We start from the raw sequence: 21,197 nt of genomic DNA on the forward strand, positions 1-21,197 counted from the left end.
CCACAGCGGCGTCCCGGGTGGACCCTCACCGGCGTGGCGTACGCCGGTGACGACCGCACCGGGGTACGGGCGACCGCGGTGGCCTGCGCGGGGCCGGCGCCGCTAGACGACGGTCCGGCGGATCTGGTCTTCGTGGCCGAGGAGCCGGGCGTCGGCCTGGGCACCCGGCTCGCCGGCCTGGCCGGCCCGGATCCCGGACCGGAACTCGTCGACGCGCTGACCGACCCCGGACCGGGGCATCCCGAGCACGTGGGGCAGGCCAGGATCCGCGTCGGCGGGCACCCGACTCCACTGTGGCTGGTGAATTCTCCGACGGATCGAAGCGCGTACGCCGGCGAGGCTCGGGGAATGTGGCTGCATGCGATAGCCTGGCCGGCGAGTGCGGGTCACCTCCTCGCGGAAGACGTCGTGTTGCACGACCTCACCGAGTGGACTCCGCCCGAGCTCGTGTACGGCGCACCATCCCCGTACCTGTCCGGGAGGGCTTGACAACCTTCCGGGTTTGACGGAGAACGGACGCAGATCTTCACTGTACGACACCACACTGATACTCTGGGTGCCGCTGCGGTAATGGGACCCGGCGCCGCGCGAGAGGATGGCCCGCCATGGTCAAGAAGGTCCTCACCTGGGCCGGAATCGCATTCTTGATCTTCTTCGTCGCCTATCGGCCAAACTCTGCGGCTGATGTTTTCAAGTCGCTGGGCGGCGGGATCATGGACATCGCCCAGGGGTTCGGCGACTTCTTCACCAGCCTCGTCGCCTAACCGTCGATGGGCAGCCCCTCCGGTCCACCCTTCGACCCGGACGACCCCGACCGGGAACGTCGCGAGCGCGACACCGAGCCGATACCGCGGATCGGGCCGGATGACGGCCCGGGCTACGGAGCCGGTCCCGGCCTGTCCGACGGGCCGTCCCTTTCGGACGACGTCGGCTACGGCGAAGGGCCCGGCTACGCCGGCGAAGGGCGGTCCGGCCGGGGCTGGATCCGTGATCCCGAGGCCGCCTACCAGCCACCGCAGATCTCCGAGGACGAGCTCGCGGGGCTGCGTGCCGACGCGACGGGGGGGACTCCCCGGCGGGTGCTTCCGTTGGAAGACGAGCCCAGCTCGCTGGTCGCCCGCTACCTCTTCCCCACCGAGCGCTACCGGGGCGAGTGGAAGCGGCACTGGATCCACCTCACCAACCCGATCCTGATCGGCATCGCGGCGACGTTCGTGCTCGGCTACCTGTCCGGTTTCCTCGCCGGCAACAACGTGGGCGCGCTGACGACCATCGCGGTGCTGCTCTGGTTCGCCGTCATGGGCTGGGTGGCCTGGAGAGTCGCCGACTGGTGGTATGACCGGTTCATCCTGACCAACAAGCGGGTCATGGTGGTCAACGGCATCGTCACCCGCAAGGTGGCCATGATGCCGCTGGTCCGGGTCACCGACATGAAGTACGAGCAGACGCCGACCGGCCGCGCACTCAACTACGGCACCTTCGTGCTCGAGTCCGCCGGCCAGGAGCAGGCGCTGCGCGAGATCAAGAACCTGCCCAACCCGAACGAGCTGTACCTGCGAGTCGTGGAAGAGATGTACGAGCCGCAGGCGGTCGAGGCGCGGTTGGGCAAGGAGGCCGACGAGGCCAAGGCCGACGACGGAGCGTGAAAGTTTTCGTCCGAACATCGGAGCAAGTGCGCACCTTTCGTCATGGACCGACACGCCTCTGACGTGGCACTCTGCCAGGACGGTGTGGGTGCGGAGGTGTGCGGTGGCGAGCAGGGACCCGTTGGAGGAGGAGTTTCGCGAGTTCGTCGCGGCTCGCTCCGCCGCTCTGCTCCGTACCGCCTATCTGCTCGCCGGCGACTGGGCGACAGCCGAGGATCTGCTCCAGACGGCACTGACCAAGACCTACCTCGCCTGGAAGCGGCTCGGCGGGATCGAGGCGGTCGAGCCGTACGCCCGTCGTGTCATGGTCAACACCTCGACGAGCTGGTGGCGGCGACGCTGGCACGGTGAGCGCCCCACCGAGGTGCTGCCCGAACGGCCCGGTGTCGACGAGATCGAGCAGCAGCTCGACCGCGACCTGCTCTGGCGGCACCTCAGGGAGCTGCCCAACCGGCAACGGGCGGTGCTCGTCCTGCGCTACTACGAGGACATGTCGGAAGCACAGACGGCAGCGCTGCTGGACATCTCGCCGGGCACGGTGAAGAGCCAGGCCTCCCGGGCACTGGCCACGCTGCGCCGACGGATGGGCGCCGCCACCCCGGACCTGGCCGACGCCCCCGGGACGGACCGGAGCGCCAACACCGCTTCCTCCGGCCGGGGCCGCGACGCCGGCCTCTCCGCCGGGAGCCGCGACGCCACTCTCTCGGGTCGGGACCGTGGCGCTGCCCTCTCGGGTCGGGACCGTGGCGCTGCCCTCTCCGGCCGGGGTGCCGCCGCGCGAGCTGGCCGAAGTGTCGACGCTGCCCGACCTGGTCCGGACGGGAGGGATGCGGGGGGCCGTGCCGCGGTGACGCCGCGTCCGGCGGCCGGCCGGGCCGGGCCGGGCGCGGTCGCACCCCGCCCGTCCGTGCCCCGCCCGATCGCACCGGCGGTCGAGCTGCCCACCGCTCCGGCGGCCGTGCCCGTCGGCACCGGCGCCGGGGACCAGCAGTGAGCGCATTCCCCCGGCGGCCCGACAACCTGACGGACGGTCCGCAGCGTCCTAACCAGGTGCGACGTGACCAGCTGGAAGGTGCGGTGCGGGAGACTCTCTCGCACCAGGTCGCCGTCGCCCGTCCACTGACCGCCGACCCGGCCGGTCAGGCCATCCGCCGGGCCAAGCGGATCCGACGGCGGCGTGCCGGTGTCGGTGTCGCGCTCGGAATGGTCACCACCGTGCTGATCGGCGCCGGCATGACGCAGCTCGCCGACGAGACCGGCCGGCAGGGCCCGCCCATCGTCGTGATCGGCGATCCGGATCTGTCCGTCCGGCCGCTCCCCTCGGCCGCCGTCGCCCCACCCGCGCCGTCGCCCGGAACGCCCGCCGGTCTGCTCCTCGACGGCACCCTGATCAACGCCGACGGCAAGCGGCTGGCGCTGCCCAGCGTCGGCCCCGCCGAGCGCGCCCACAGCCTGCCCAGCGGCGCCGGTCTGCTGGTGGTCGGTGCCCCGACCACCGCCGGCCGTTCCCTCTGGGTCGCGCAGGACGACGGCCTGGTGCAGGTGCTGCTGGCCGGCGCGGGCCAGATCGTTCTCGCGCCGGACGCCAGCCAGGTCGCCTGGCGCGACGGCAAGGACCTGCTCGTGGCGGGGGTGGTCGGGAGCCAGCTCATCGGCACGGTACGCATTCCGGTCCCGGACGGCGCGGAACCCGTCCGGTTCGTCGGAAACAGCGTGCTCGTCCGGCTCGACCGGGACGGGCCGGCCCACGCCCTGTGGCGGCCCGGCACGGGGGAGCTGACCGCGGTGTCCGAGCGGGGCACCCTGAACGTCTACGGTGCGCTGCCCGACGGGCGGCTGATCGGTCAGGTGTCCGCGAGCGGGCCGGGTGGGACCTGCCTGGCGGCGCTCGACCCGAAGCGGGCTCTGAAACCGGTACGCACCGCCTGCGGCGCACAGTTGAGCCTGGACGGCGCGGGCGGCGTGTCCGACGACGGGCGGTGGCTTCTGGTGAACGGGAAGGTCGGCGCGAGCGACCGGGCCCTCCTGGTCGATTTGCAGCGGCTCGGGACGACGCTGAACGCCATGCCGGCCGGCCCGGCGCTGAGTGGCGCTGTCGCCTGGACGACCCGGACGGACGTCTCCTACGTCGACAGCGCCGGCAAGCTGGTTCAGGTCGACGTCGAACGGGTGCGTGCCGGGCAACCGGCCGAGCCGGTGCCCGTGGCCGGCCTCCAGCCCGGTGACCGGCCGGTCCTGGTCACCGGCTCCTGATCCGCACCCGGGTCGCTCCCCGGAGTGGTCGCGGCGTCCCGCGCTGCGATCGACCGCCTCGGCTCGCTGGCCGCGTTCCCGTCCCTGCGCCGCGGGGGCCTGGCCCACGGGCGGGCCCACGGCCTGGCGCACGGGCGGGCCCACGGCCTGGCGCACGGGCCGGCGCGCGCTGAGGGCCGCGCTCTACGCTGGCCGGCACCTACGCGAGCCGGATTCGGGTCTGCTGGGTAGCGTCGGGAGGTGACCTCGCGTACCGGCCCCGCGCCGCGGATCGACCTGCACGCCCACTCGACCGCCAGCGACGGCACGCTGAGCCCGGCCGACCTGGTCCGCGCCGGCGCCGACGCGGGTCTGGACGTGCTGGCCATCACCGACCACGACACCACCGCCGGTTGGGCGCCGGCCGTACGGGCGCTGCCGCCCGGTCTGCGCCTGATCCGAGGCGCCGAGCTGTCCTGCCACTGGTCGGGCGCGCAGCCGCCGGTGCCGCTGCACCTGCTGGCGTACCTGTTCGACCCGGACCACCCGGAGCTGGTCGCCGAGCTGACCCGGGTGCGGGCCGCCCGCGAGGCACGCGGCGAACGGATCGTGGCGCTGCTGCGCGCCGACGACATCGACGTGAACTGGCCGGACATCCTCTCCGGGGCGGGCGGCGGCACGGTGGGTCGCCCGCACATCGCGCAGGCGCTGATCCGCGCCGGTCTGGTCGCCAGCACCCGGGAGGCGTTCGGCCCGGACTGGCTGGGCGAGCGGTACCGGCTGCCGAAGGACGACATCGACGTCTTCCGTGCGGTCCGGCTGGTCCGGGCCGCCGGGGGCGTACCGGTCTTCGCCCATCCCCGCGCCACCCGACGCGGCCGGGTGGTGCCCGACGAGCTGATCGCCGAGCTGGCCGCCGCCGGGCTGGCCGGCCTGGAGGCCGACCACGAGGACCACAGCCCGGCCGAGCAGGCGCACGTACGCGCGCTCGCCGCCGAGTTGGGCCTGCTGGTCACCGGCTCCTCCGACTTTCACGGCACCCACAAGAGCGTCCAGCTCGGCGCGTTCACCACCGGCGTCGAGGCGTACGAGCGGATCGTCGCCGCCGGGGTGACCGAGGTCGCTTCGGGCTGATCCGGGTATTTCGCCCACCAGGGCGCGGCTAGGTTGATCACGTGGATCTGAAGCTGTTCGGCGAGGTTTTCGTGACCCTGCTGGTGATCACCGACCCGCCGGGCATGATGCCGATCTTCCTGGCGCTGACCGGGCCGTTGCCCGCACGGGACCGCAACCGGGCGGCCTGGCAGGCCGTCGCGCTGGCTCTCGGCGTAATCGTGATCTTCGCGGTGGCCGGGCAGACCCTGCTCGACTACCTGCACGTCGACCTGCCCGCGTTGCAGGCCGCCGGTGGGCTGCTGCTCGTCCTGGTCGCCCTGGAGCTGCTGACCGGCAAGGCCGACGATCCCAGCCAGCAGGTCACCTCGAACATCGCGCTGGTGCCGCTGGGCACCCCGTTGCTGGCCGGTCCGGGCGCCATCGTGGCGACCATGCTCTTCGTCCAGCAGGCCGACGGGCTGGGTGACTTCACCGCCATCGCCGCGGCCATCCTCGCCGTCATGGTCGCGGTCTGGATCGTGCTGCGCTTCTCCGGCGGCATCGTGAAGATCCTGCGCCCCGGCGGCATCGAGGTGTTGACCCGGATCGCCGGCCTGCTCCTGGCCGCGATCGCCGTACAGCTCATCGCCGACGCGGTGGCGGCCTTCGTGACCCAGTACGTGAACATGGCCTGACCGGCACACCCGGAATGTCGGCGGTGGATGGCAGGATCGCAGGCGTGCGACGAGCCTCTTCAGCCGGACGACCCGCCGCAGGCGGTCGGGCCCCTCAGCAGCGCCCCGGTGGCGCCGAGCAGCTCGGCTTCGAGGGGATGCCGGAACGGCTGTTCGTCTGCACCCCGAGCAAACTCGGCGCGTACGCGGACTGCCCCCGCCGCTACCGCTACTCCTACGTCGACCGGCCCGCACCGCCGAAGGGCCCGCCGTGGGCACACAACTCGCTCGGCGCCAGCGTGCACACCGCCCTCAAGAATTGGTACGCGCTGCCCGCCGACCGACGCCGCCCCGAGGCGCTGGCCACCCTGCTCAAGGGCACCTGGGTCCGTGAGGGCTACCGCGACGACGAGCAGGAGCGGGCCGCCTACCGGCGAGCGTTGAGCTGGCTGGAGGCGTACGTCGAGACGCTGGATCCGGAGTCCGACCCGCTCGGTGTCGAGCGGGTGGTGGCGGTCAAGACCGCAGTGCTGGCCTTCAACGGCCGGGCCGACCGCATCGACTCGCGCCCCGGGCCGGAGGGCCCGGAGCTGGTCATCGTCGACTACAAGACGGGCCGCACCGGGCTGGACACCGACGACGCCCGGGGCTCGCAGGCGCTGGCGCTCTACGCGTACGCGGCCGAGCGGGTGTTCCGCCGACCGTGTCGCCGGGTGGAGCTGCACCACCTGCCGACGGGCACGGTCGCCGGCCACGACCACACCGTCGAGTCGCTGAACCGCCAGTTGACCCGGGCCGAGGACACGGCCCGCGACATCATGGCCGCCGAGCGGGCCGTCGCCGACGGCGGCGACGCCGACGAGGCGTTCCCGGTGGCGCCCGGCCCGCGGTGCGGTTGGTGCGACTTCCGGCGGCACTGCCCGACCGGGGCACAGACGCCGGGCAAGGAGCCGTGGGCGGCCGTGGACCGGTCCGCCGACGCCTGACCCCGTGCGGCCTGCCCGCAGCTGACACTGTGCGGCGTGTCCGCACCTCGCCCCGAGGGGGTCCGGCTGGTCAGCCGGCCAGCGGGGTCGCGGTGTGACGTTCGGCCCGCTCCTTGGCGGCCTGCATCAACGGCCCCTCCCGATAGCGGCGCGGTACCGCGGCGAGCGCCAGGCGCAGGGCGCGCACGGTGAGGTCCGCCGACAGCTCGGTGGTGGGCAGCCCCAACCCGCCGTACATCCGTCGGGCCCACGGAGGCAGCAGCGCGAGCGCGGTGCCGGCGATGCCCAGGTACGCCCAGCGCGGCGGGCCGAGGGTGAGGCCCAGCCGAGCCGGCAGGCTGAGCTTCCACGGCAGCGGTGGGGCGGTGAGGAAGATCGCCGTCTCGGCGGCCTCCCGGGTCATCCGCAGCTCCGGCCGCACCGCGCGGTAGTACGCCGCCACCTCGGCGGCGGTGCCCGGCACCGTGGCCGGGTCCAGCCCGACGAGGCCGGCCGACCGACGCTGCTCGGTGTAGTAGCCGTCCACCTCGTCGTCGGTGAGCGGCAGACCCGCCCGCCGGGCCGTGCTGAGGAACGATTCGACCTCGGTGACGTGCACCCAGCGCAGCAGGTCCGGGTCGTCGATCCGGAAGTCCTCGCCGGTGTCGGGGTCGGTGGCCCGCAGCCGGGCGTGCAGGCGACGCAGTCGCGCCCCGGCCTGCTCGGCTTCAGCCGTGGTGCCGTAGACGGTGGTCGCCACGTAGGTGGCGGTGCGCACCAGCCGTCCCCACGCGTCGGTGCGGTAGTTGCTGTTTTGCGCGACCCCGGCCATGGCCCGGGGGTGCAACGCCTGGAGGTAGAGCGAGCGCAGGCCCGCGACGATCAGGATCGGCTCCTCGTGCACCTTCCACGTGACCGAACCCGGACCGAAGAGGCCGAGGTCATCGGAGTCCACCGACCAAGCGTGCCACGGCCCACCGGTCGGTGTCGGTGGTGCGGGCCGGGTCAGCTGTCGGCGGCGCGGCGCGACTGGCAGCTCGGGCAGAGGCCCCAGAAGGTCACCTCTGCCTCGTCCACCTCGAAGCCGTGCGCGGTGCCCGGTTCCAGGCACGGGGCACTGCCGACGGTGCAGTCGACGTCGGCGATCTCGCCGCAGCCCCGGCAGACCACGTGGTGGTGGTTGTCGCCGGCGCGCGCCTCGTACCGGGCGGGACTGCCGGCCGGCTCGATCCGGCGGGACAAGCCGGCCCGGCTCAACGCCCCCAGCACGTCGTAGATCGCCTGCGTGGAGACCGAGTCGAGGCGTTCGCGGACCCGGCGGGTGATCTCGTCGACCTCCAGGTGACCGCCGTCGGCGAGAACGTCGAGCACCGCGAGGCGCGGTCGGGTGACGCGCAGGCCCCTCGACCGCAACAGCTCCTCGCCACCGGACATGCGCCAATGACAGCACGTACGACCAGCAGCGACAACCGTCGCCCGCTGGGGGTGGCCACGGACACAGCCCGCAGGACCGACCTGCGGGGTCGCGCCGTGCTGAACCTGATCGCCGGCGCGCGCGTGTCTCCGGGCGAGAGCTCGGGGACGACCGGCGGCCCGTACGCTGGCGATCCCTCACCGTGATCCACCTGGAGGTGTCGATGTTCGAGGAGATCCTGGGTCTACCGGTACACGTCCTCGTGGTCCACGCGGTGGTCGTCATGGTCCCACTGCTGGCGGTGCTGGCCATCGCATACGCGGGGCTGCCGCGCTGGCGGCACCGACTGGACTGGGCGCTGGCCATCCTCGCCGTGGTCGCGCCGGTGACCGCGTTCGTGGCCGTGGAATCCGGTGAAGCCTTCACCGACGCCCTGGTCGCCCGCGGCTACCAGGGCCAGATCCTCGACCAGATCTTCGAGCACTCCCGCTACGGCGACATCCTGTTCCGGATCGTGGTGCCCCTGGGGATCGTGGCCATCGCGCTGCTCGTGGCGACCAGTGGGCACCCGCGGGTGCCGCGGCTGCCGGCACTGGTGACGCCGGTGCTCGCGGTGGCGACCGTCGCGCTGGCCATCGCCGCCCTGATCTACGTCTACCTGACCGGTCACTCCGGCGCCGAGGCCGTCTGGGGCACCACCCTCTGAGCGGCCGGTCGGGGTGGGCGCCACCGACGCCGCTCAGAAGATGAGGCGCGAGCAGAGCAGGCAGACAAGAGCCACCAGCACCACGGCGGCTGCGGCGCCGAAGCCGTAGGTGACCCGCTGGGAACGCTGCTCGGCCGCATCCAGGACGGCCATGTCCTGTGGCGGAAGCTGTCGGGGCGGGGCCGGTTCCAGGTGCACCGGGGGACGCCAGCCGGCCGGGGGCGGCACGCTCGGGGGTGGCCCCGCGTACCCGCTCGTGGGTGTGGTGGCGGGTGGGGGTTGGTCCGCCATCCCGCCGTCGCCGGTCCCGGGCCGGCGCCAGTAGTCGTCGTCCGGGGTGCTGCCACCGCTGGGGGTCGTCACGGCGTCCGACGCTACCAACGGAGCCGGCGGCCCGGTCGCTTCTGGTCGATGTGCCAACCGTCGGCGAGCTGTCGCCTGCGCTAGTCTTGCCGCTCGTGAGCACCGAGGACCCCGGAACGCAGGGCGCGCGCGGCGATGATGACCGCACCGTCGACCTGAGCGACGACTTCGTGGTGCTGCCCGAGCAGACCACGGACGACACCGACCACGGCTGGGGCGAGCGGAGCAGCGGCAACGACGACTGGCTCCTCGCCCAACGCCCCCCACACTGGGACTGACCCCGACGCCGCGCCTGCGGGGCGGGCCACCGGCAGCGCGGCGGGTCGGGCAAGCCAGGCCCACACCCCGACCGCGACTCTAGGGCGGACAACCGTCAGCACGGCGGGTCGGGCAAGCCGGACCGGCGCCCCGGCCGCGCCGTTGGTCGCCGGGCAGCCGGTCGCGGTGTGCTGGCCGGTCGGGGAGTCCATGCCGGTTGGGGTGTGCAGGATCGCGGCGGCGAGGCCGAGCAGCGCGGCGACCAGCCCGGCCCGCAGCAGGGTGCGACCGCCGGGCAGGGCCGGCCGGCGCAGCGGGCGCAACGCCCGCGCGGAGTCCAACTTGCGGGTGATCATCTGCCGCCTCCGTCCCGGGTGCCGTCGTGGTGACACCCGTAGAGCGGCAGGTTAGGCCGGCAACGGCCGGCACTGCGGACCCCTCGTCCCCGCCTGTGGACAACCGACCGGCCTGTGGATAACGCCCATTTACCGGCTGGATCTGCTATCGCACCCGGCGGGACCCGCTATGGCACGGAAAGGCAATCCGGGCGATCAACCCGGCCCGGCCGACTTTCGGGAACCCGAGTGGATCAAGGATGGACAGCGCCGCCCGGGCGATCGCGGGCGGCGCTGTCGGCGAGCTTGGGGAAGGCTGAGGTCAGGACGTGGAGCTGGCCGCCGGAGCCTTGCCGCCGCCCGACCCACCGGTCGAGGATCCACCGGACGAAGACCCAGACGACGACCCGGACGACGAGGACGAAGACGACGATCCGGAATCCCCGCCCGAGGACGAGGACGACGAGGACGACGAGGACGACTCGGACTTGGCCGGCTTGCTCGGCGTGCCGCCAGCGGAGGTCTCGGAGACGGACGCGCGGGAGTCGGTGCGGTAGAAGCCCGAGCCCTTGAAGACGATGCCGACCGAGTTGAAGACCTTGCGCAGCCGCCCCTGACACGCCGGGCACTCGGTCAGCGGCTCGTCCGAGAAGGACTGCACCGCCTCGAGCTGGTGACCGCACGCGGTGCAGGCGTACTGGTACGTGGGCACGTTCTCCTCCGGTATCTGAGCTCGGCCAGTTGGCACTCGACGTATTCGAGTGCCAATGGTGCGTCATTCGCCCCGGGTTCGTCCAGCGGACGTGTGGGGCGCGACACCCTGCGCCGCACCCGGGCCGTCGTCAAGCGTACGCATCCCGTCGGTGGGGGTGACGACCGCGCGGACCGGACGGTCGTGCGGCTCCGCCGGCAGCGCCTCGACCAGCTCCCCGTCGTGCAGCGGGACCACGGTCAGGGTCGCCGTGGGCACCCGTGCCAACGCCCGGTCGTACGAGCCGCCGCCGCGGCCCAGCCGTCGGCCGCGTCGGTCGACGGCGAGCGCCGGCACGACCACCAGCTTCGCTCCGGTGACCGCGGCCACGCCGAGGCGGGGGCCGGTCGGCTCCCGCATACCCCGACCGGCCGCGCTTAGAGCATCGGGTCCGGAGTACGCGGCCCAGTCCAGGTCCAGGTCGGGGAGGAGCACCGGCAGCAGCAACTCGGCGTCGGGCGGCAGCGCCGACCGCAACACCTCCGGCAGGTCGGCCCCGCCCGGCTCGGAGCCGACCGGGACGTACGCCGTGATCCGGCGCGGGCGCAGCCGGCGTACCAGGGCGACCAGCTCGGCCTGGACGCGCCCGGCGGCCTCGGCCCGCGCCGGAGCGGTCAGGGCCCGACGGCGGGCGAGCAGGTCGACGCGGGTGTCCCGCTTCGCCACTCGGGTCACTTCCGCTTCATCAGAAAATTCCGGCACGCAACACTCCTGACGCAACGCCACTCCCACGGTTGCTCTGTGTCAGCATCGCAAGCAACGGAGGCGGAACTTCCGGGGGGACCGAGTGACGCTACGCGGGCGGTTGACGGCAGCCTTCCTCGTGGTGGTGCTCGGCCCGGTCCTGCTCGGGGCGTTCTTCGTGGCCTCCACCGTCACGGCCGTCGACCGCAGCCGGTCCACCGAGCGCCTCGCGGTGGCGGCCTCCACGGTGCGTACCTCAGTCGACGCGCTCTGCCAGCAGCTGCGCGCCGCCGCCGACGCGGTCGCCCTCACCGGTGACCCGGCCGTCGCCGCCGGCCAGCTCGTCGGCCGTGGGCTGGCCGCAGCGGTGCTGGTCACCGACGTGAACGGACGCGTCACGTACGCCTCGCCCGGCGCTCCGTCGACCCCCTGGCGGGACTGCTCCGAGCCGGCCACCGCGTCGTCCGGCCCGGTCCGCGCGCTGGCCGCCCGGGTGGACCGCCGCGACCCGGCCGGCGCGCTACTGGGCACGGTGGCCGCCGCGCACCTGGTCGACCCGGCCTTCGTGGCCCGGCTGGCGGCGGTGACCGGGGTCGCGGTCACCCTGCTCGACAGCGGCGCGAGCGCCGCCCGCGTCACCCACACCACCGAGTCCCGGGAGGTACGCGACGCGGTGCTGGCCGCCGCCGGGGCCACCAGCGGTGAGCGGGTCACCGAGAGCACCAAGGGTCGGTACGTGCGCCGGATCGGGCCGTCCGCGGGCCAGCCGCTGCCGCTGGTGTTGTCGGTGCCGAGCGAGCGGCCGCCCGGGCTGCACGTCACGCTTGCCGGCGTGGTCGTGCTGGCCGGGCTGCTCGCCGTGTTCACCGCCTGGCGTCTGGCCCGGGTGACCACCCGGCCACTGGTGGAGCTGGCCGGAGCGGTCGACCGGGTGGCGCACGGCGACCTGACCGCCCGGGTGCCGGTGCGCAGCCGCGACGAGCTGGGACGGCTTGCGGCCGCGTTCAACCGGATGACCCGCGAGACCGGGTCGTACGTCGCGGCGCTGACCAGCAGCCGCGACCAGCTACGCGGGCACCTCGCGGTGCTCGGCGACACCCTGGCCAGCACCCACGACCTGCAACGCATCCTGCGGGTGATCCTGCACAGCGCCATCGCGGCCACCGGGGCGCGGGCCGGCGCGGTGCTGCTGGTGGAGGCCGGCGGGGTGCTCGTCGCGCAGTGCAGCGAGGGGTTGGACGGGCGCTGGCCGGCGGGGGACCAGGACGGGTCGCAGGGACTGCGGGTGCCCGTGGGCGTCGGTGTGGTCGGCGCGGTGGCCGCGACCGGCGAGCCGCAGCGGGGCCGGGTGGAACCGACCGAGGCCCCGACCGGCGAGCCCCGCTGCCGCACCTACGTCGCGGTCCCCTTCGCCACCCCGGGCGGCGCGAGCACAGCGGGCGGCGCGAGCACCCCGGGCGGCGCGAGCACCCCGGGCGGCGAGAGGAGTCCCGACGAGGCCGGCGCCGCTGCGGCCGCGCTCGGTGTGCTGGCGCTCTACGACCGGGTGGGCGCGGACGAGTTCGACGACGACGACCTGGTCAACCTGCGCACCTTCGCCAGCCACGCGGCCGTGGCGGTGGAGAACGTCCGGGTGCACGAGGAGGCGCAGCGGCTCTCGCTCACCGACCCGCTCACCGGGCTGTGGAACTACCGCTACCTGCGCGAGTCGATCCGGCGGGAGGTGGAGCGGGCCAGCCGGTTCGGCCGGATGCTCAGCGTCCTCGCCCTCGACCTGGACCGCTTCAAGGACGTCAACGACACGTACGGGCACGCGGCGGGGGACACCGTGCTGGCCGAGTTCGCCCGGCGGGTACGCGGTGAGATCCGCGAGGTCGACCTGGCCTTCCGGCAGGGCGGCGAGGAGTTCGTGCTGCTCCTGCCGGAGACCGACGCCCGGGGTGCGGCGATCGTCGCGGAGCGGCTGGGCGCGGCGGTGCGCGAGACCCCGATCGCGGTCGAGGCGTACGCGGGGCCGATCGTGGTCACCGTGTCGGTGGGCATCGCCGTCTACCCGGACCACGGCAGCACCGGACGGGAGGTGCTGGAAGCCGCCGACGACGCCCTCTACGCGGCCAAGGCGGCCGGCCGGGACACCTATCGCGTGGCCGAGGCCCGCCCCGACGTGCCGACGCGGGAGATACCGGTGCCCGCTTGCGCCGTCAGCCCACCCGACGGGCTGCCACGTGCCGGCCGGCCCGTGCAGGCGCCCCGGGAGCCGGGCGGGCACGCCCGGTCGGAGTCGACTGCTGGCGTACCGGAATCGAACCGGTCGGGGCCCGCGCACGCCGGCCCGGATCCGGCGGACGAGCCGGCGGCCACCGCCGCGGACGCCGCGCGGGCCGGCCCCGACGTCACCCGGCCGGGGCCGGGCGGCGGCGCGTCTTCTGGGCCACACCCGCCGCGGCAGAGCCGTGGCCGATAGTCTCGCGGCATGTCGGAGCACTCAGCGAACCCCTCATCGACGGTCGCCGCAACTGGCCGTCCCCTGGCGGTCAAGGCCGTCATCCCGGCCGCCGGACTGGCCACCCGGTTCCTGCCGGCCACCAAGGCGGTGCCCAAGGAGCTGCTGCCAGTGGTGGACCGGCCGGTTCTGCAGTACATCGTCGAGGAGGCCACCCAGGCCGGCATCGGTGACGTGTTGCTGATCACCGGTCGGGGTAAGACGTCGATGGTGGACCACTTTGACCGTCGCCCCGACCTGGAGACCAGGCTGGAGGAGAAGGGCGACGCCGAGCGGCTGGCCGCCGTGCGTCGGCCCAGCGAGCTGGCCGAGATCTACACCGTGCGGCAGCCGGAGCAGCTCGGGCTCGGCCACGCCGTCGGGTACGCCGAGTCGCACGTCGGCGATCAGCCCTTCGCGGTGCTGCTCGGCGACGAGTTCGTCAAGCCATCGGAGCCGCTGCTGCCGGCGATGCTGGAGCTGCAGGCCCGCACCGGCGGCGTGGTGCTCGCCTTCTTCGAGGTCGACCCGGCCGAGACCAAGCGGTACGGCATCGCCTCCGTCGAGCCCGCCGAGTCGGAGCTGAGCGACATCGGTGAGGTCGTCAAGGTGACCGGGATGGTGGAGAAGCCGCAGCCGGAGGACGCCCCGAGCAACCTCGCGGTGCTCGGCCGCTACGTGCTGCCGGGCACGATCTTCGACGCGATCCGGCGGACCAAGCCGGGCAGCGGTGGCGAGATCCAGCTGACCGACGCGATGGAGTTGCTGCGCACCGAGGGCACTCCGGTGCACGCGATCGTCTACCGGGGCACCCGCTACGACACCGGCATGCCGCTGGGCTACCTCCAGACGGTGGTGCAGATCGCCGCCGAACGCGAGGACCTCGGCACCGAGTTCCGCTCCTGGCTGGCCGACTTCGTCAAGGCCGACGCGGCAGGCGGATCTGGTACATGACCGCGACGGCCGACGCCGAGGCGGCCGCGAACGAGTTGACGCCGCTCGCCGACTACCTGGGCAGCGTGCTGCGCAGGTTACGAGCGCTGCCGCCACTCGACCTCGACCTCACCCAGGCGCACGGCAATGTCCTCGCCGAGGACGTCGTCGCGCCGCACGCCTTCCCGGCCTTCGACCAGGCGGCCGTGGACGGCTACGCCGCCCGCTGGGAGGACATTTCGGGAGGGGGGCGGGGCCCGAGCTATGTCCCGGCCCCCTCCGGCACGCCCGGCGGGCGGACCATCCGGCTCAACGTGGTCGGCGATCTCGGTGCCGCGAGCTGGCGGCCGGTCCGGCTCACCCCCGGTTCGTGCTTCTCGGTGGCCGCCGGGGCGCCGCTGCCGATCGCCGCAGACGTGGTGGTCCCGGTGGAGTGGACCGACCAGGGCATGGCCGCGGTGGAGATCTTCCGCACCCCCAAACGGGGGTACGGGGTGCGCCGCGCCGGTGAGGAGCTGCCAGCCGGCACTCTGCTCGCCCGTGCCGGCACGTACGTCTCCCCGGCCCTGGTCGCGGTCTTCGCCGCCACCGGCATCGGGCACGTGGTGGTCCGGCCCAGCCCGCGGGTGGTCATCGTGGCCACCGGCGACGAACTGGTCGACGTGGGTCGGGGCAGCCAGCCCGGTCAGGTGGTGGACGCGAACTCGCACGCGCTGACCGCCGCCGCGGCCGAGGTGGGCGCACTGGCGTACCGCGTGGGTATCTGCGACGACGACCCGGAAGGCCTGCGCGGGCTGCTGGAGGACCAGACCCTGCGCGCCGACCTGATCATCACCACCGGGGGCACCGGCACCGGCCCCGGAGACATGGTGCGCCGGATCCTGTCCCGCCGTGAGGGCAGCCGCGCCGGGCCGGTCACGTTCACCGACGTGGCGCTCTATCCCGGCACCGCGCTCGGGTTCGGCACGGTCGGCGCCGAGGAGGTGCCGGTGGTCTGCCTGCCCGGCGACCCGGGCGCCGCGCTGATCGGTTTCGAGGTGCTGGCCCGCCCCGCCATTCAACTGCTCGCCGGCGCCGAGCCGGTGTTCCGGCCCAGCGTCCGGGCGCACCTGCTGGAGACCGTGTCGTCCCCCGGCGGGTTGCGGGAGTTCCGGCCCGCGCACGTCGCGGAGCGGCGCGGCGGCGGTTACACCGTGCAGCCGCTGCGCGGCGGCCCGTTCACCCTCTCCGGCCTGGCCGAGGCGAACGGGCTGCTGGTGCTCGGCGAGCGGGTCACCACCGCCGCCGCCGGCTCCACCGTGGACGTCCTGCTGCTCGACCGGCGCCGGTGAGTGCGCTCGGCTGTTCTTCGACGGTGCGCGTGGTGGGTCCACTTGCGCACGATCCGGTCCCGCGCGGGAGACTGTGCGGGTGAGCCTCTTCGGACCCGCGCGAGCCCCCGGCTGGCCGGCGGTGCTTGTCGACGGCCCGGTGCTGCTACGGCCCTACCGGCGCTCCGACGCGGCGGCGTGGTCGGAGGTGCGCCGGGCCAACCGGGCCTGGCTGGCACCGTGGGAGTCGTCGCTGCCGGGCAGCTGGGACGAGCTGAACTCGCCGGCCGCGTTCCGCTGGGTGCACCGTGACCAGCAGCGTTCCGCCCGCGAGGGCGAGGGTATGCCGTTCGCGGTCTGCCTGCGGGAGGCCGACCGGGACCGGTTGGTCGGGCACCTCAACGTCGGCAGCATCGTGCGCCGCGCCTTCTGCTCCGGCTACGTCGGCTACTGGGTCGACGCCCGAGTCGCCGGACAGGGCGTGATCCCGACGGCGCTCGCGCTCGCCGTGGACCACGCGTTCGGCCCGGGTGGGCTGCACCGGGTGGAGGTCAACATCCGGCCGGAGAACCGACCGTCGCGGCGGGTGGTGGAGAAGCTGGGCTTCCGCGAGGAGTCGTACCACGTGCGCTACATGCACATCGACGGCGCCTGGCGGGACCACATCGGATACGCGATGACGAGCGAAGAGGTCGCCGCCGAGGGCGGTCTGCTGGCCCGCTGGCACCGGGTACGCGCCACCGCGCGGTGAGCCGTCCCACGCACGGGATCGGCGCGGCGCGGCGGCATCACGGTCGGTGCGCCGTAACCTCAAGTAACTGCAAGCTGCGGCAAGCGCTCACCGCCCGGACGATCTACGCACCCAGGCACGATCGGTGGAAGATCCTGCGGTCGGGCAGCGTTTGCTCCGAATTCGGTGACGGGAGGGGTGAGGGTGCCGACCTCGGTGCTCCTCGCCGTCCTCGCCGCCGCCGGCCTGCTCGCCCTGGCCCCGGCGCTGGTTCGTCGGTACGACGCCACCGAGCGGCTGGTGGCGGAGCGGGCGCAGTCGACGGCGCGGGTGCTCCAACGCCGTCGACGGCGCCGCACTGTGCCAGGACGGCAGCCCGTGCACCCGCCCCGCTCCCTCGTCGTCACCCTCAGTGAAGACGCGACTACAGGAAGGCTGGCAGCGCCTGTCTCCGCGCCCCCGGCGGCACGCCGCTCCGGCCGGCTGCGCGCCGTACCGCCGGCACCGAAGCGCTCCCGCCGTCGTCCGCCGCGCCGGCAGCACACCCCCGCCGTGTACCGCCGACGCCGGGTGCTCGCCGCGCTGCTACTGCTCAACGTCGTCGAGTTGATCGGCGTGCTGTTCGTCAGCCCCGGCTTCTGGATCGGCTTCTCGGTCACCTTCCTGCTGCTGGCCCTGTACGTCGTACACCTGCGCGGGCGTGCCCTCGCCGGCCGGCGTCGACGCCGCGCCCACGCCCGGGAGGCGGCGTGGCTGGCCGCCCGCCAGGCCGAGGTCCGCCGCGAACAGGCCCGCCGCGCGGCGGCCCGCCGGGAGGCGCAACGCCGCCTGGCGGCCCAGCGCGAGGGGGTACGCCGAGCAGCCATGGGCCTCGACCGGCCCGGCGACCTGCCGGCGGCCGTCAACGGGGGCTCGGTCTCGTACCGTCGCTCCGGAGGACTGCGCGGCCGCCCCTACGAGGCCGGCCGCGGCGCCTGACCCCGCGCTGCCTCGACCTCGCGGTGCCCGGCGTCGCGCTGCCCTGTGTCGCGGCGCCTGGCCTCGCGGCGCCCGGTCTCGCGACGCCCGGCGTCGCGCTGCCTGGCGTCGCGGCGCTTGATCGACTCCGGTTCGCCGAGGTGGGGGTATCGCCGCGAGATGATGCCGCCACATCGGCGACGTCGAGTCGATCAAGGGTGTGCGGGGGCTTGATCGACTCGAGTTCCTGGAAGGCGGGGTGTCCGGGCGTCCGGGATGCCCCGGTTTCCTGGAAGTCGAGTCGATCTCCGTGCTGGTGACAGCGCCGCACCGGGGGCGGATTCGCGGTGGAGGCCGGCGACCTGTTAGCCTTGCTGCCGGCCCGCCCGGTGTAAGCCGGGTGGGACCGAAGCCGGTTCGCCGGTGGGGGGCTGTGGCGCAGACTGGTAGCGCACCTCGTTCGCATCGAGGGGGTCAGGGGTTCAAATCCCCTCAGCTCCACCCCAGGTCAAAGGCCGTTTCCGCGAGTCGGAGACGGCCTTTTTCGATCATGAAGGCAAGCGCGGCGGCGCGGACGTGCACGGTCAACTGAAGCGCTCGGTGGTCACGAGCACCGGGCGAGCACGGCCGGATCGGTGCGCAGACCGCGACTCAGCGAGGCGGAACTCCACCAACCGGCGCTCGGCGTCCAGCCCGCGCTGTGCAGACCCGTCGTGGTGAAGTCGTCGTGCCGGGTGAACTCCTCGACGAGGATGCCCTCCACCTCATGATCGCCCTGCGCGGACCGGACCAGGTGGTAATCCAGCGAAGGCCCGGCGTGCGGCCGATCGGTGCTCACCGGCCCCATCCTCCGGCCACGCCGCACACCGGGCAACAGTGATCCGTCCATACCAGACGGTTAGCCCGCAGACGTCGATCATGTCGTCCATCCGACCTGCCGCAACCGAGAGGCATGTTCAGGGGTGCTTCTGGCATCAGTTGACGCCCGGGAGTATCCGGGCCGCCCGCACGGGGAGAAGAGAATGACGCACACCGCTCGACACCGGATGCTCGCCGGCACCGCCGCCGGCCTGCTGGCCGCCTCTCTCGGCGTCGCCGTGGCCTCGACGGCGACCGCCGCGCCCAGGACCGGGGCCACCAGCGCCTGCACGATCAGCACCTTGCCCTATCCGACGGACACCTACCGCGCCGACGCGAGCGTCATCGACCCGTCGGGCCGCTTCGTCGCCGGCACCGCCCTGCGGATCCGGGAGGACGGCAACCAGTACCTGCTGCTGACCTGGGACGGGCAGCAGCTCACCGAGACCGAGGCGCCGGGCAACGGGATCGACCCGGTCGACGTCAACGAGAGCGGCATCGTGATCGGCAACGGCTGGGCGGAGAACGGCATCGGCCGACCGTGGACGTACCGCGCCGGCAAGCTCGAGCAGTTGCCGGTGCTGCCGTCCACCGGCATCTTCGTCTCGGCCATCAACAAGGCCGGCGACATCGTCGGCTACGGCTCGGACATCGTGCCCGGCGAGTTCGTCGCCCTGCGCTGGCCGGCAGCCCGCCCGGGCACGGTCGAGGTGCTCGACGCCCCGCTCAACGCCCAGCCGGTGGGGATCTCGCCGAACGGGACGATCGTCGGTTACGCGGGCCCGTTCGGTGACTGGACCAGCTGGGTCCGCCGGCCGAACGGCAAGATCAAGCCGCTCGCGGTTACGGGTGGTGGGTCGACCTCGCTCAACGCCGCCGCGGGCCACTGGGCCGTCGGCCAGGCCTGGCTGGATGGCACCAGCCCGGCCAAGGTGCGGTGGGACGTGCGCGACGGCTCGTACACGTTCCTCGACCAGGAGATGGGGCTGGACGACGTCAACGCCAAGGGCGTCGTGGTGGGTGGCGACCGGGTCGCGCGCGGGTCCACCTCGCGGGTCCTGCCGGGCAGCGGCGAGCGGATCAACATCGGCGCTCGGGCCATCTCCGACACCGGCACCATCGTCGGCTTCCGCAACGCCGACCGGGTGACGCCGGTGCGCTGGACGGGCTGCTGACCGCGCACCAAACGGGGGCGTGGGGCCGGTCCGATCACCGGGCCGGCCCCACGGCACGTCACGGCCTCCAGGAGCCGGCGGTCGCGAGCTTGTGCTGATACTCCAGCACTCCCGAGGTGTCCTGCACGTCGAACACCACGCTGCCGGTGCGCTTGGTGCCCGCGGTCAGGTCGTTGGCGGCCGGCATCGGTTTGCCGCAGCCGGAGAAGGCGCCGGCGATCGCGTTGGTCTCCGTCCCGTCGGCGGCGACCCACTGAAAGTACAGCGGGTTCGCCGAGCCGGTGCCCTTGGTGACCGCCACAGTCACGTCGGCGATCACGTACATGCCCTCGTCGGGCTTGAGGCCGTACGACGTGCAGGGCTTGGTGGCGGTGCTGAACTTCGTCACGGTGATCTCGACGGTGCCGCCGTTGTCGTCGATGACCAGGGTGTCCCCGGCGGACATGTTCCGGGTGTCGCTGTCGGCGGACGCCCGGGGCGACGGCGCGGTGCTGGCCGGCGGCTGCCCGACACCACGGGTGACTGCCGGGGTGGGCAGCGCGTCGGTCACCTCGTTCGCGGCGCGGTTCGCGCCGATGACCACCGCCACGATGCCGCCCGCGCAGCACAGCAGGGTGAGCACGGCCGCGGTCACCGCGATGGCCACCACTGTCTTCTTGGAGTTCTTCGTCTGCACGGGCGGCGGCGGCATGAGCGGGTAGCCCGGCCCACCGGGCTGCGGGTAGGCGCCCGCGCCGGGCTGCGGGTAAGCGCCGCCGGCCTGCGGGTACGCGCCGCCCGAGAACGGCGGCTGCTGCGGGTTCGCCGCTGCCGACCACGGGCTGGGCGGCACCGGCGCCTGCGGGACCGTCGGGTCGGCGGCGGACTGCTGCGGCTGCGGTGTCGCCGCGAACGGTTGCGTCGGCGGCTCCGGGTTCGGCTGCTGAGGGTCCTGCGGCCCGGCGGGGGGCTGGGGGTGGGTCACCGTACTCCTTGACGCCTCGTACGTGCGGTTCGGGAACCCGCCGACGCTACCGTGCGTCGCCGACCCGCCGGTCGCCGCGCCGGCTCGTGTCCCACCGTCCGCGAGTCGTCGACGCACCGGCCAGAATGGACGGTGCAGGGGTCAGCGCAGCGTGAGGACGGCGGCGGTGCGGACCAGGCCGTCGGCGACCACGAACCGGCCGGTGATCGTGCCCGGAGGATCGGCGACCTGCGCCGCGTCCACCCGCGCCGGTGCGATCCGGGCGGTGAACGTACCGGAGTCCGGGTCCAGCGTGAGGTGGGCGTCGTGGAAGTCCAGCCAGCTTCCGACGACGGGGTGCCAGACCTTGTAGACGGTCTCCTTGGCGCTGAACAGCACGACGGGCCAGGAGATGTCGGAGGGTAGCCGCGCGAGGGTCTCCTCCTCCTCGGGCAGCAGCACGAGTCGGCGTACCCCCGCATTGATCTCGCGGTGCCGTTCGGCGTCCATGCCGACCGATCGCAGGTCGGTGGCGCGGGGCGGGGGGGCGGGGCGGGGGGGCGGGGTGGTTTGGCGGGCTGTTGGGGGTGCAAAAAGAGGTCGTGTGGGGGGGGGGGGGGGGGGGCGGGGTGCGGGTGGGGGGGGGCGTCCCGGGGTTGCCGCGGTGTGGGGTGGGCGTCGTCGAG

The 21,197-nt window shown here is 73.6% G+C and carries 23 protein-coding genes, 1 tRNA gene and 2 pseudogenes; 18 read left to right on the top strand and 8 right to left on the bottom strand.

Going from position 1 to position 21,197, the window contains the following annotated elements; translation table 11 throughout:
• From AB0J68_RS07375 to AB0J68_RS07410, 8 genes are all read left to right on the top strand, one after another.
• On the top strand, positions 1-489 hold a 489-nt coding region (locus AB0J68_RS07375; RefSeq protein ID WP_363936891.1), incomplete at its 5' end, for a DUF6758 family protein.
• 116 nt (positions 490-605) lie between these two features.
• A complete protein-coding gene (locus AB0J68_RS07380) occupies positions 606-764 on the top strand; it encodes a hypothetical protein (protein ID WP_007455302.1) in 159 nt (52 codons plus the stop codon).
• Positions 765-770: 6 nt separating this feature from the next.
• Positions 771-1,646 carry a PH domain-containing protein gene (locus AB0J68_RS07385; protein ID WP_363936894.1) on the top strand — a complete coding sequence of 292 codons (876 nt, stop codon included), beginning with the start codon at positions 771-773 and terminating at the stop codon, positions 1,644-1,646.
• Positions 1,647-1,749: 103 nt separating this feature from the next.
• A complete protein-coding gene (locus AB0J68_RS07390) occupies positions 1,750-2,640 on the top strand; it encodes a SigE family RNA polymerase sigma factor (RefSeq protein ID WP_363936897.1) in 891 nt (296 codons plus the stop codon).
• Between the two features lie 56 nt (positions 2,641-2,696).
• A complete protein-coding gene (locus AB0J68_RS07395) occupies positions 2,697-3,899 on the top strand; it encodes a hypothetical protein (protein WP_354855910.1) in 1,203 nt (400 codons plus the stop codon).
• A 240-nt stretch (positions 3,900-4,139) separates the two neighbouring features.
• The gene (locus AB0J68_RS07400) at positions 4,140-5,012 is read left to right on the top strand and encodes a PHP domain-containing protein (protein ID WP_363936900.1); all 873 of its coding nucleotides are present in this window, start codon (positions 4,140-4,142) and stop codon (positions 5,010-5,012) included.
• Between the two features lie 41 nt (positions 5,013-5,053).
• On the top strand, positions 5,054-5,668 hold the full coding sequence (locus AB0J68_RS07405) for a MarC family protein (protein WP_354855908.1): 615 nt from the start codon (positions 5,054-5,056) through the stop codon (positions 5,666-5,668).
• Positions 5,669-5,805: 137 nt separating this feature from the next.
• Entirely contained in the window at positions 5,806-6,633 is an 828-nt protein-coding gene (locus AB0J68_RS07410; protein WP_354855971.1) for a PD-(D/E)XK nuclease family protein, read from the top strand.
• Positions 6,634-6,703: 70 nt separating this feature from the next.
• On the opposite strand, the gene AB0J68_RS07415 is transcribed toward AB0J68_RS07410, so the two are convergent.
• Entirely contained in the window at positions 6,704-7,567 is an 864-nt protein-coding gene (locus AB0J68_RS07415) for an oxygenase MpaB family protein (RefSeq protein ID WP_354855907.1), read from the bottom strand.
• A gap of 50 nt (positions 7,568-7,617) precedes the next feature.
• Positions 7,618-8,046 carry a Fur family transcriptional regulator gene (locus AB0J68_RS07420; protein ID WP_354855906.1) on the bottom strand — a complete coding sequence of 143 codons (429 nt, stop codon included), beginning with the start codon at positions 8,044-8,046 and terminating at the stop codon, positions 7,618-7,620.
• Between the two features lie 203 nt (positions 8,047-8,249).
• Between AB0J68_RS07420 and AB0J68_RS07425 the strand changes: the two genes are divergently transcribed.
• On the top strand, positions 8,250-8,732 hold the full coding sequence (locus AB0J68_RS07425) for a DUF2231 domain-containing protein (RefSeq protein WP_363936919.1): 483 nt from the start codon (positions 8,250-8,252) through the stop codon (positions 8,730-8,732).
• A gap of 33 nt (positions 8,733-8,765) precedes the next feature.
• Here the strand turns inward: AB0J68_RS07425 and AB0J68_RS07430 are convergent, their stop codons facing one another.
• Positions 8,766-9,095, bottom strand: a complete 330-nt coding sequence (locus AB0J68_RS07430; protein ID WP_355066739.1) for a hypothetical protein — start codon at positions 9,093-9,095, stop codon at positions 8,766-8,768.
• 95 nt (positions 9,096-9,190) lie between these two features.
• Here AB0J68_RS07430 and AB0J68_RS07435 point away from each other — a divergent pair, with 95 nt between their 5' ends.
• A complete protein-coding gene (locus AB0J68_RS07435) occupies positions 9,191-9,373 on the top strand; it encodes a hypothetical protein (RefSeq protein WP_354855904.1) in 183 nt (60 codons plus the stop codon).
• A gap of 644 nt (positions 9,374-10,017) precedes the next feature.
• The gene (locus AB0J68_RS07440) at positions 10,018-10,245 is read left to right on the top strand and encodes a hypothetical protein (protein WP_355133706.1); all 228 of its coding nucleotides are present in this window, start codon (positions 10,018-10,020) and stop codon (positions 10,243-10,245) included.
• 14 nt (positions 10,246-10,259) lie between these two features.
• Here the strand turns inward: AB0J68_RS07440 and AB0J68_RS07445 are convergent.
• A pseudogene (locus AB0J68_RS07445) lies at positions 10,260-10,436 on the bottom strand (FmdB family zinc ribbon protein); the annotation flags it as partial.
• A 27-nt stretch (positions 10,437-10,463) separates the two neighbouring features.
• Positions 10,464-11,141 carry a 5-formyltetrahydrofolate cyclo-ligase gene (locus tag AB0J68_RS07450; RefSeq protein ID WP_363936905.1) on the bottom strand — a complete coding sequence of 226 codons (678 nt, stop codon included), beginning with the start codon at positions 11,139-11,141 and terminating at the stop codon, positions 10,464-10,466.
• Between the two features lie 85 nt (positions 11,142-11,226).
• On the opposite strand from AB0J68_RS07450, the gene AB0J68_RS07455 reads away from it, so the two are divergent.
• From AB0J68_RS07455 to AB0J68_RS07480, 6 genes are all read left to right on the top strand, one after another.
• The gene (locus AB0J68_RS07455; RefSeq protein WP_363936906.1) at positions 11,227-13,587 is read left to right on the top strand and encodes a diguanylate cyclase; all 2,361 of its coding nucleotides are present in this window, start codon (positions 11,227-11,229) and stop codon (positions 13,585-13,587) included.
• A gap of 9 nt (positions 13,588-13,596) precedes the next feature.
• The gene (locus tag AB0J68_RS07460) at positions 13,597-14,559 is read left to right on the top strand and encodes a UTP--glucose-1-phosphate uridylyltransferase (protein ID WP_363936909.1); all 963 of its coding nucleotides are present in this window, start codon (positions 13,597-13,599) and stop codon (positions 14,557-14,559) included.
• A complete protein-coding gene (glp, locus tag AB0J68_RS07465) occupies positions 14,556-15,869 on the top strand; it encodes a gephyrin-like molybdotransferase Glp (protein ID WP_363936911.1) in 1,314 nt (437 codons plus the stop codon). Before AB0J68_RS07460 ends, glp begins: the two co-directional genes overlap by 4 nt.
• 79 nt (positions 15,870-15,948) lie before the next feature.
• Positions 15,949-16,599 (top strand): GNAT family protein, encoded by a 651-nt coding sequence (locus tag AB0J68_RS07470; RefSeq protein WP_363936913.1) that lies wholly within the window; start codon positions 15,949-15,951, stop codon positions 16,597-16,599.
• Between the two features lie 177 nt (positions 16,600-16,776).
• The gene (locus AB0J68_RS07475; protein ID WP_355066742.1) at positions 16,777-17,556 is read left to right on the top strand and encodes a hypothetical protein; all 780 of its coding nucleotides are present in this window, start codon (positions 16,777-16,779) and stop codon (positions 17,554-17,556) included.
• A 406-nt stretch (positions 17,557-17,962) separates the two neighbouring features.
• A tRNA-Ala gene (locus tag AB0J68_RS07480) sits at positions 17,963-18,036 on the top strand.
• Between the two features lie 103 nt (positions 18,037-18,139).
• Here AB0J68_RS07480 and AB0J68_RS07485 read toward each other — a convergent pair.
• Positions 18,140-18,373, bottom strand: a complete 234-nt coding sequence (locus AB0J68_RS07485) for a hypothetical protein (protein ID WP_354863269.1) — start codon at positions 18,371-18,373, stop codon at positions 18,140-18,142.
• 184 nt (positions 18,374-18,557) lie between these two features.
• On the opposite strand from AB0J68_RS07485, the gene AB0J68_RS07490 reads away from it, so the two are divergent.
• Positions 18,558-19,568 (top strand): hypothetical protein, encoded by a 1,011-nt coding sequence (locus tag AB0J68_RS07490; protein WP_363936915.1) that lies wholly within the window; start codon positions 18,558-18,560, stop codon positions 19,566-19,568.
• Between the two features lie 58 nt (positions 19,569-19,626).
• On the opposite strand, the gene AB0J68_RS07495 is transcribed toward AB0J68_RS07490, so the two are convergent.
• Both AB0J68_RS07495 and AB0J68_RS07500 read right to left on the bottom strand, forming a co-directional pair.
• The gene (locus AB0J68_RS07495; RefSeq protein WP_363936916.1) at positions 19,627-20,532 is read right to left on the bottom strand and encodes a hypothetical protein; all 906 of its coding nucleotides are present in this window, start codon (positions 20,530-20,532) and stop codon (positions 19,627-19,629) included.
• A gap of 141 nt (positions 20,533-20,673) precedes the next feature.
• Positions 20,674-21,048: pseudogene (locus tag AB0J68_RS07500) on the bottom strand (4'-phosphopantetheinyl transferase superfamily protein); the annotation flags it as partial.
• Positions 21,049-21,197 lie beyond the last annotated feature (149 nt).

The organism is Micromonospora sp. NPDC049580 (assembly GCF_040675595.1).
Classification (GTDB): domain Bacteria; phylum Actinomycetota; class Actinomycetes; order Mycobacteriales; family Micromonosporaceae; genus Micromonospora.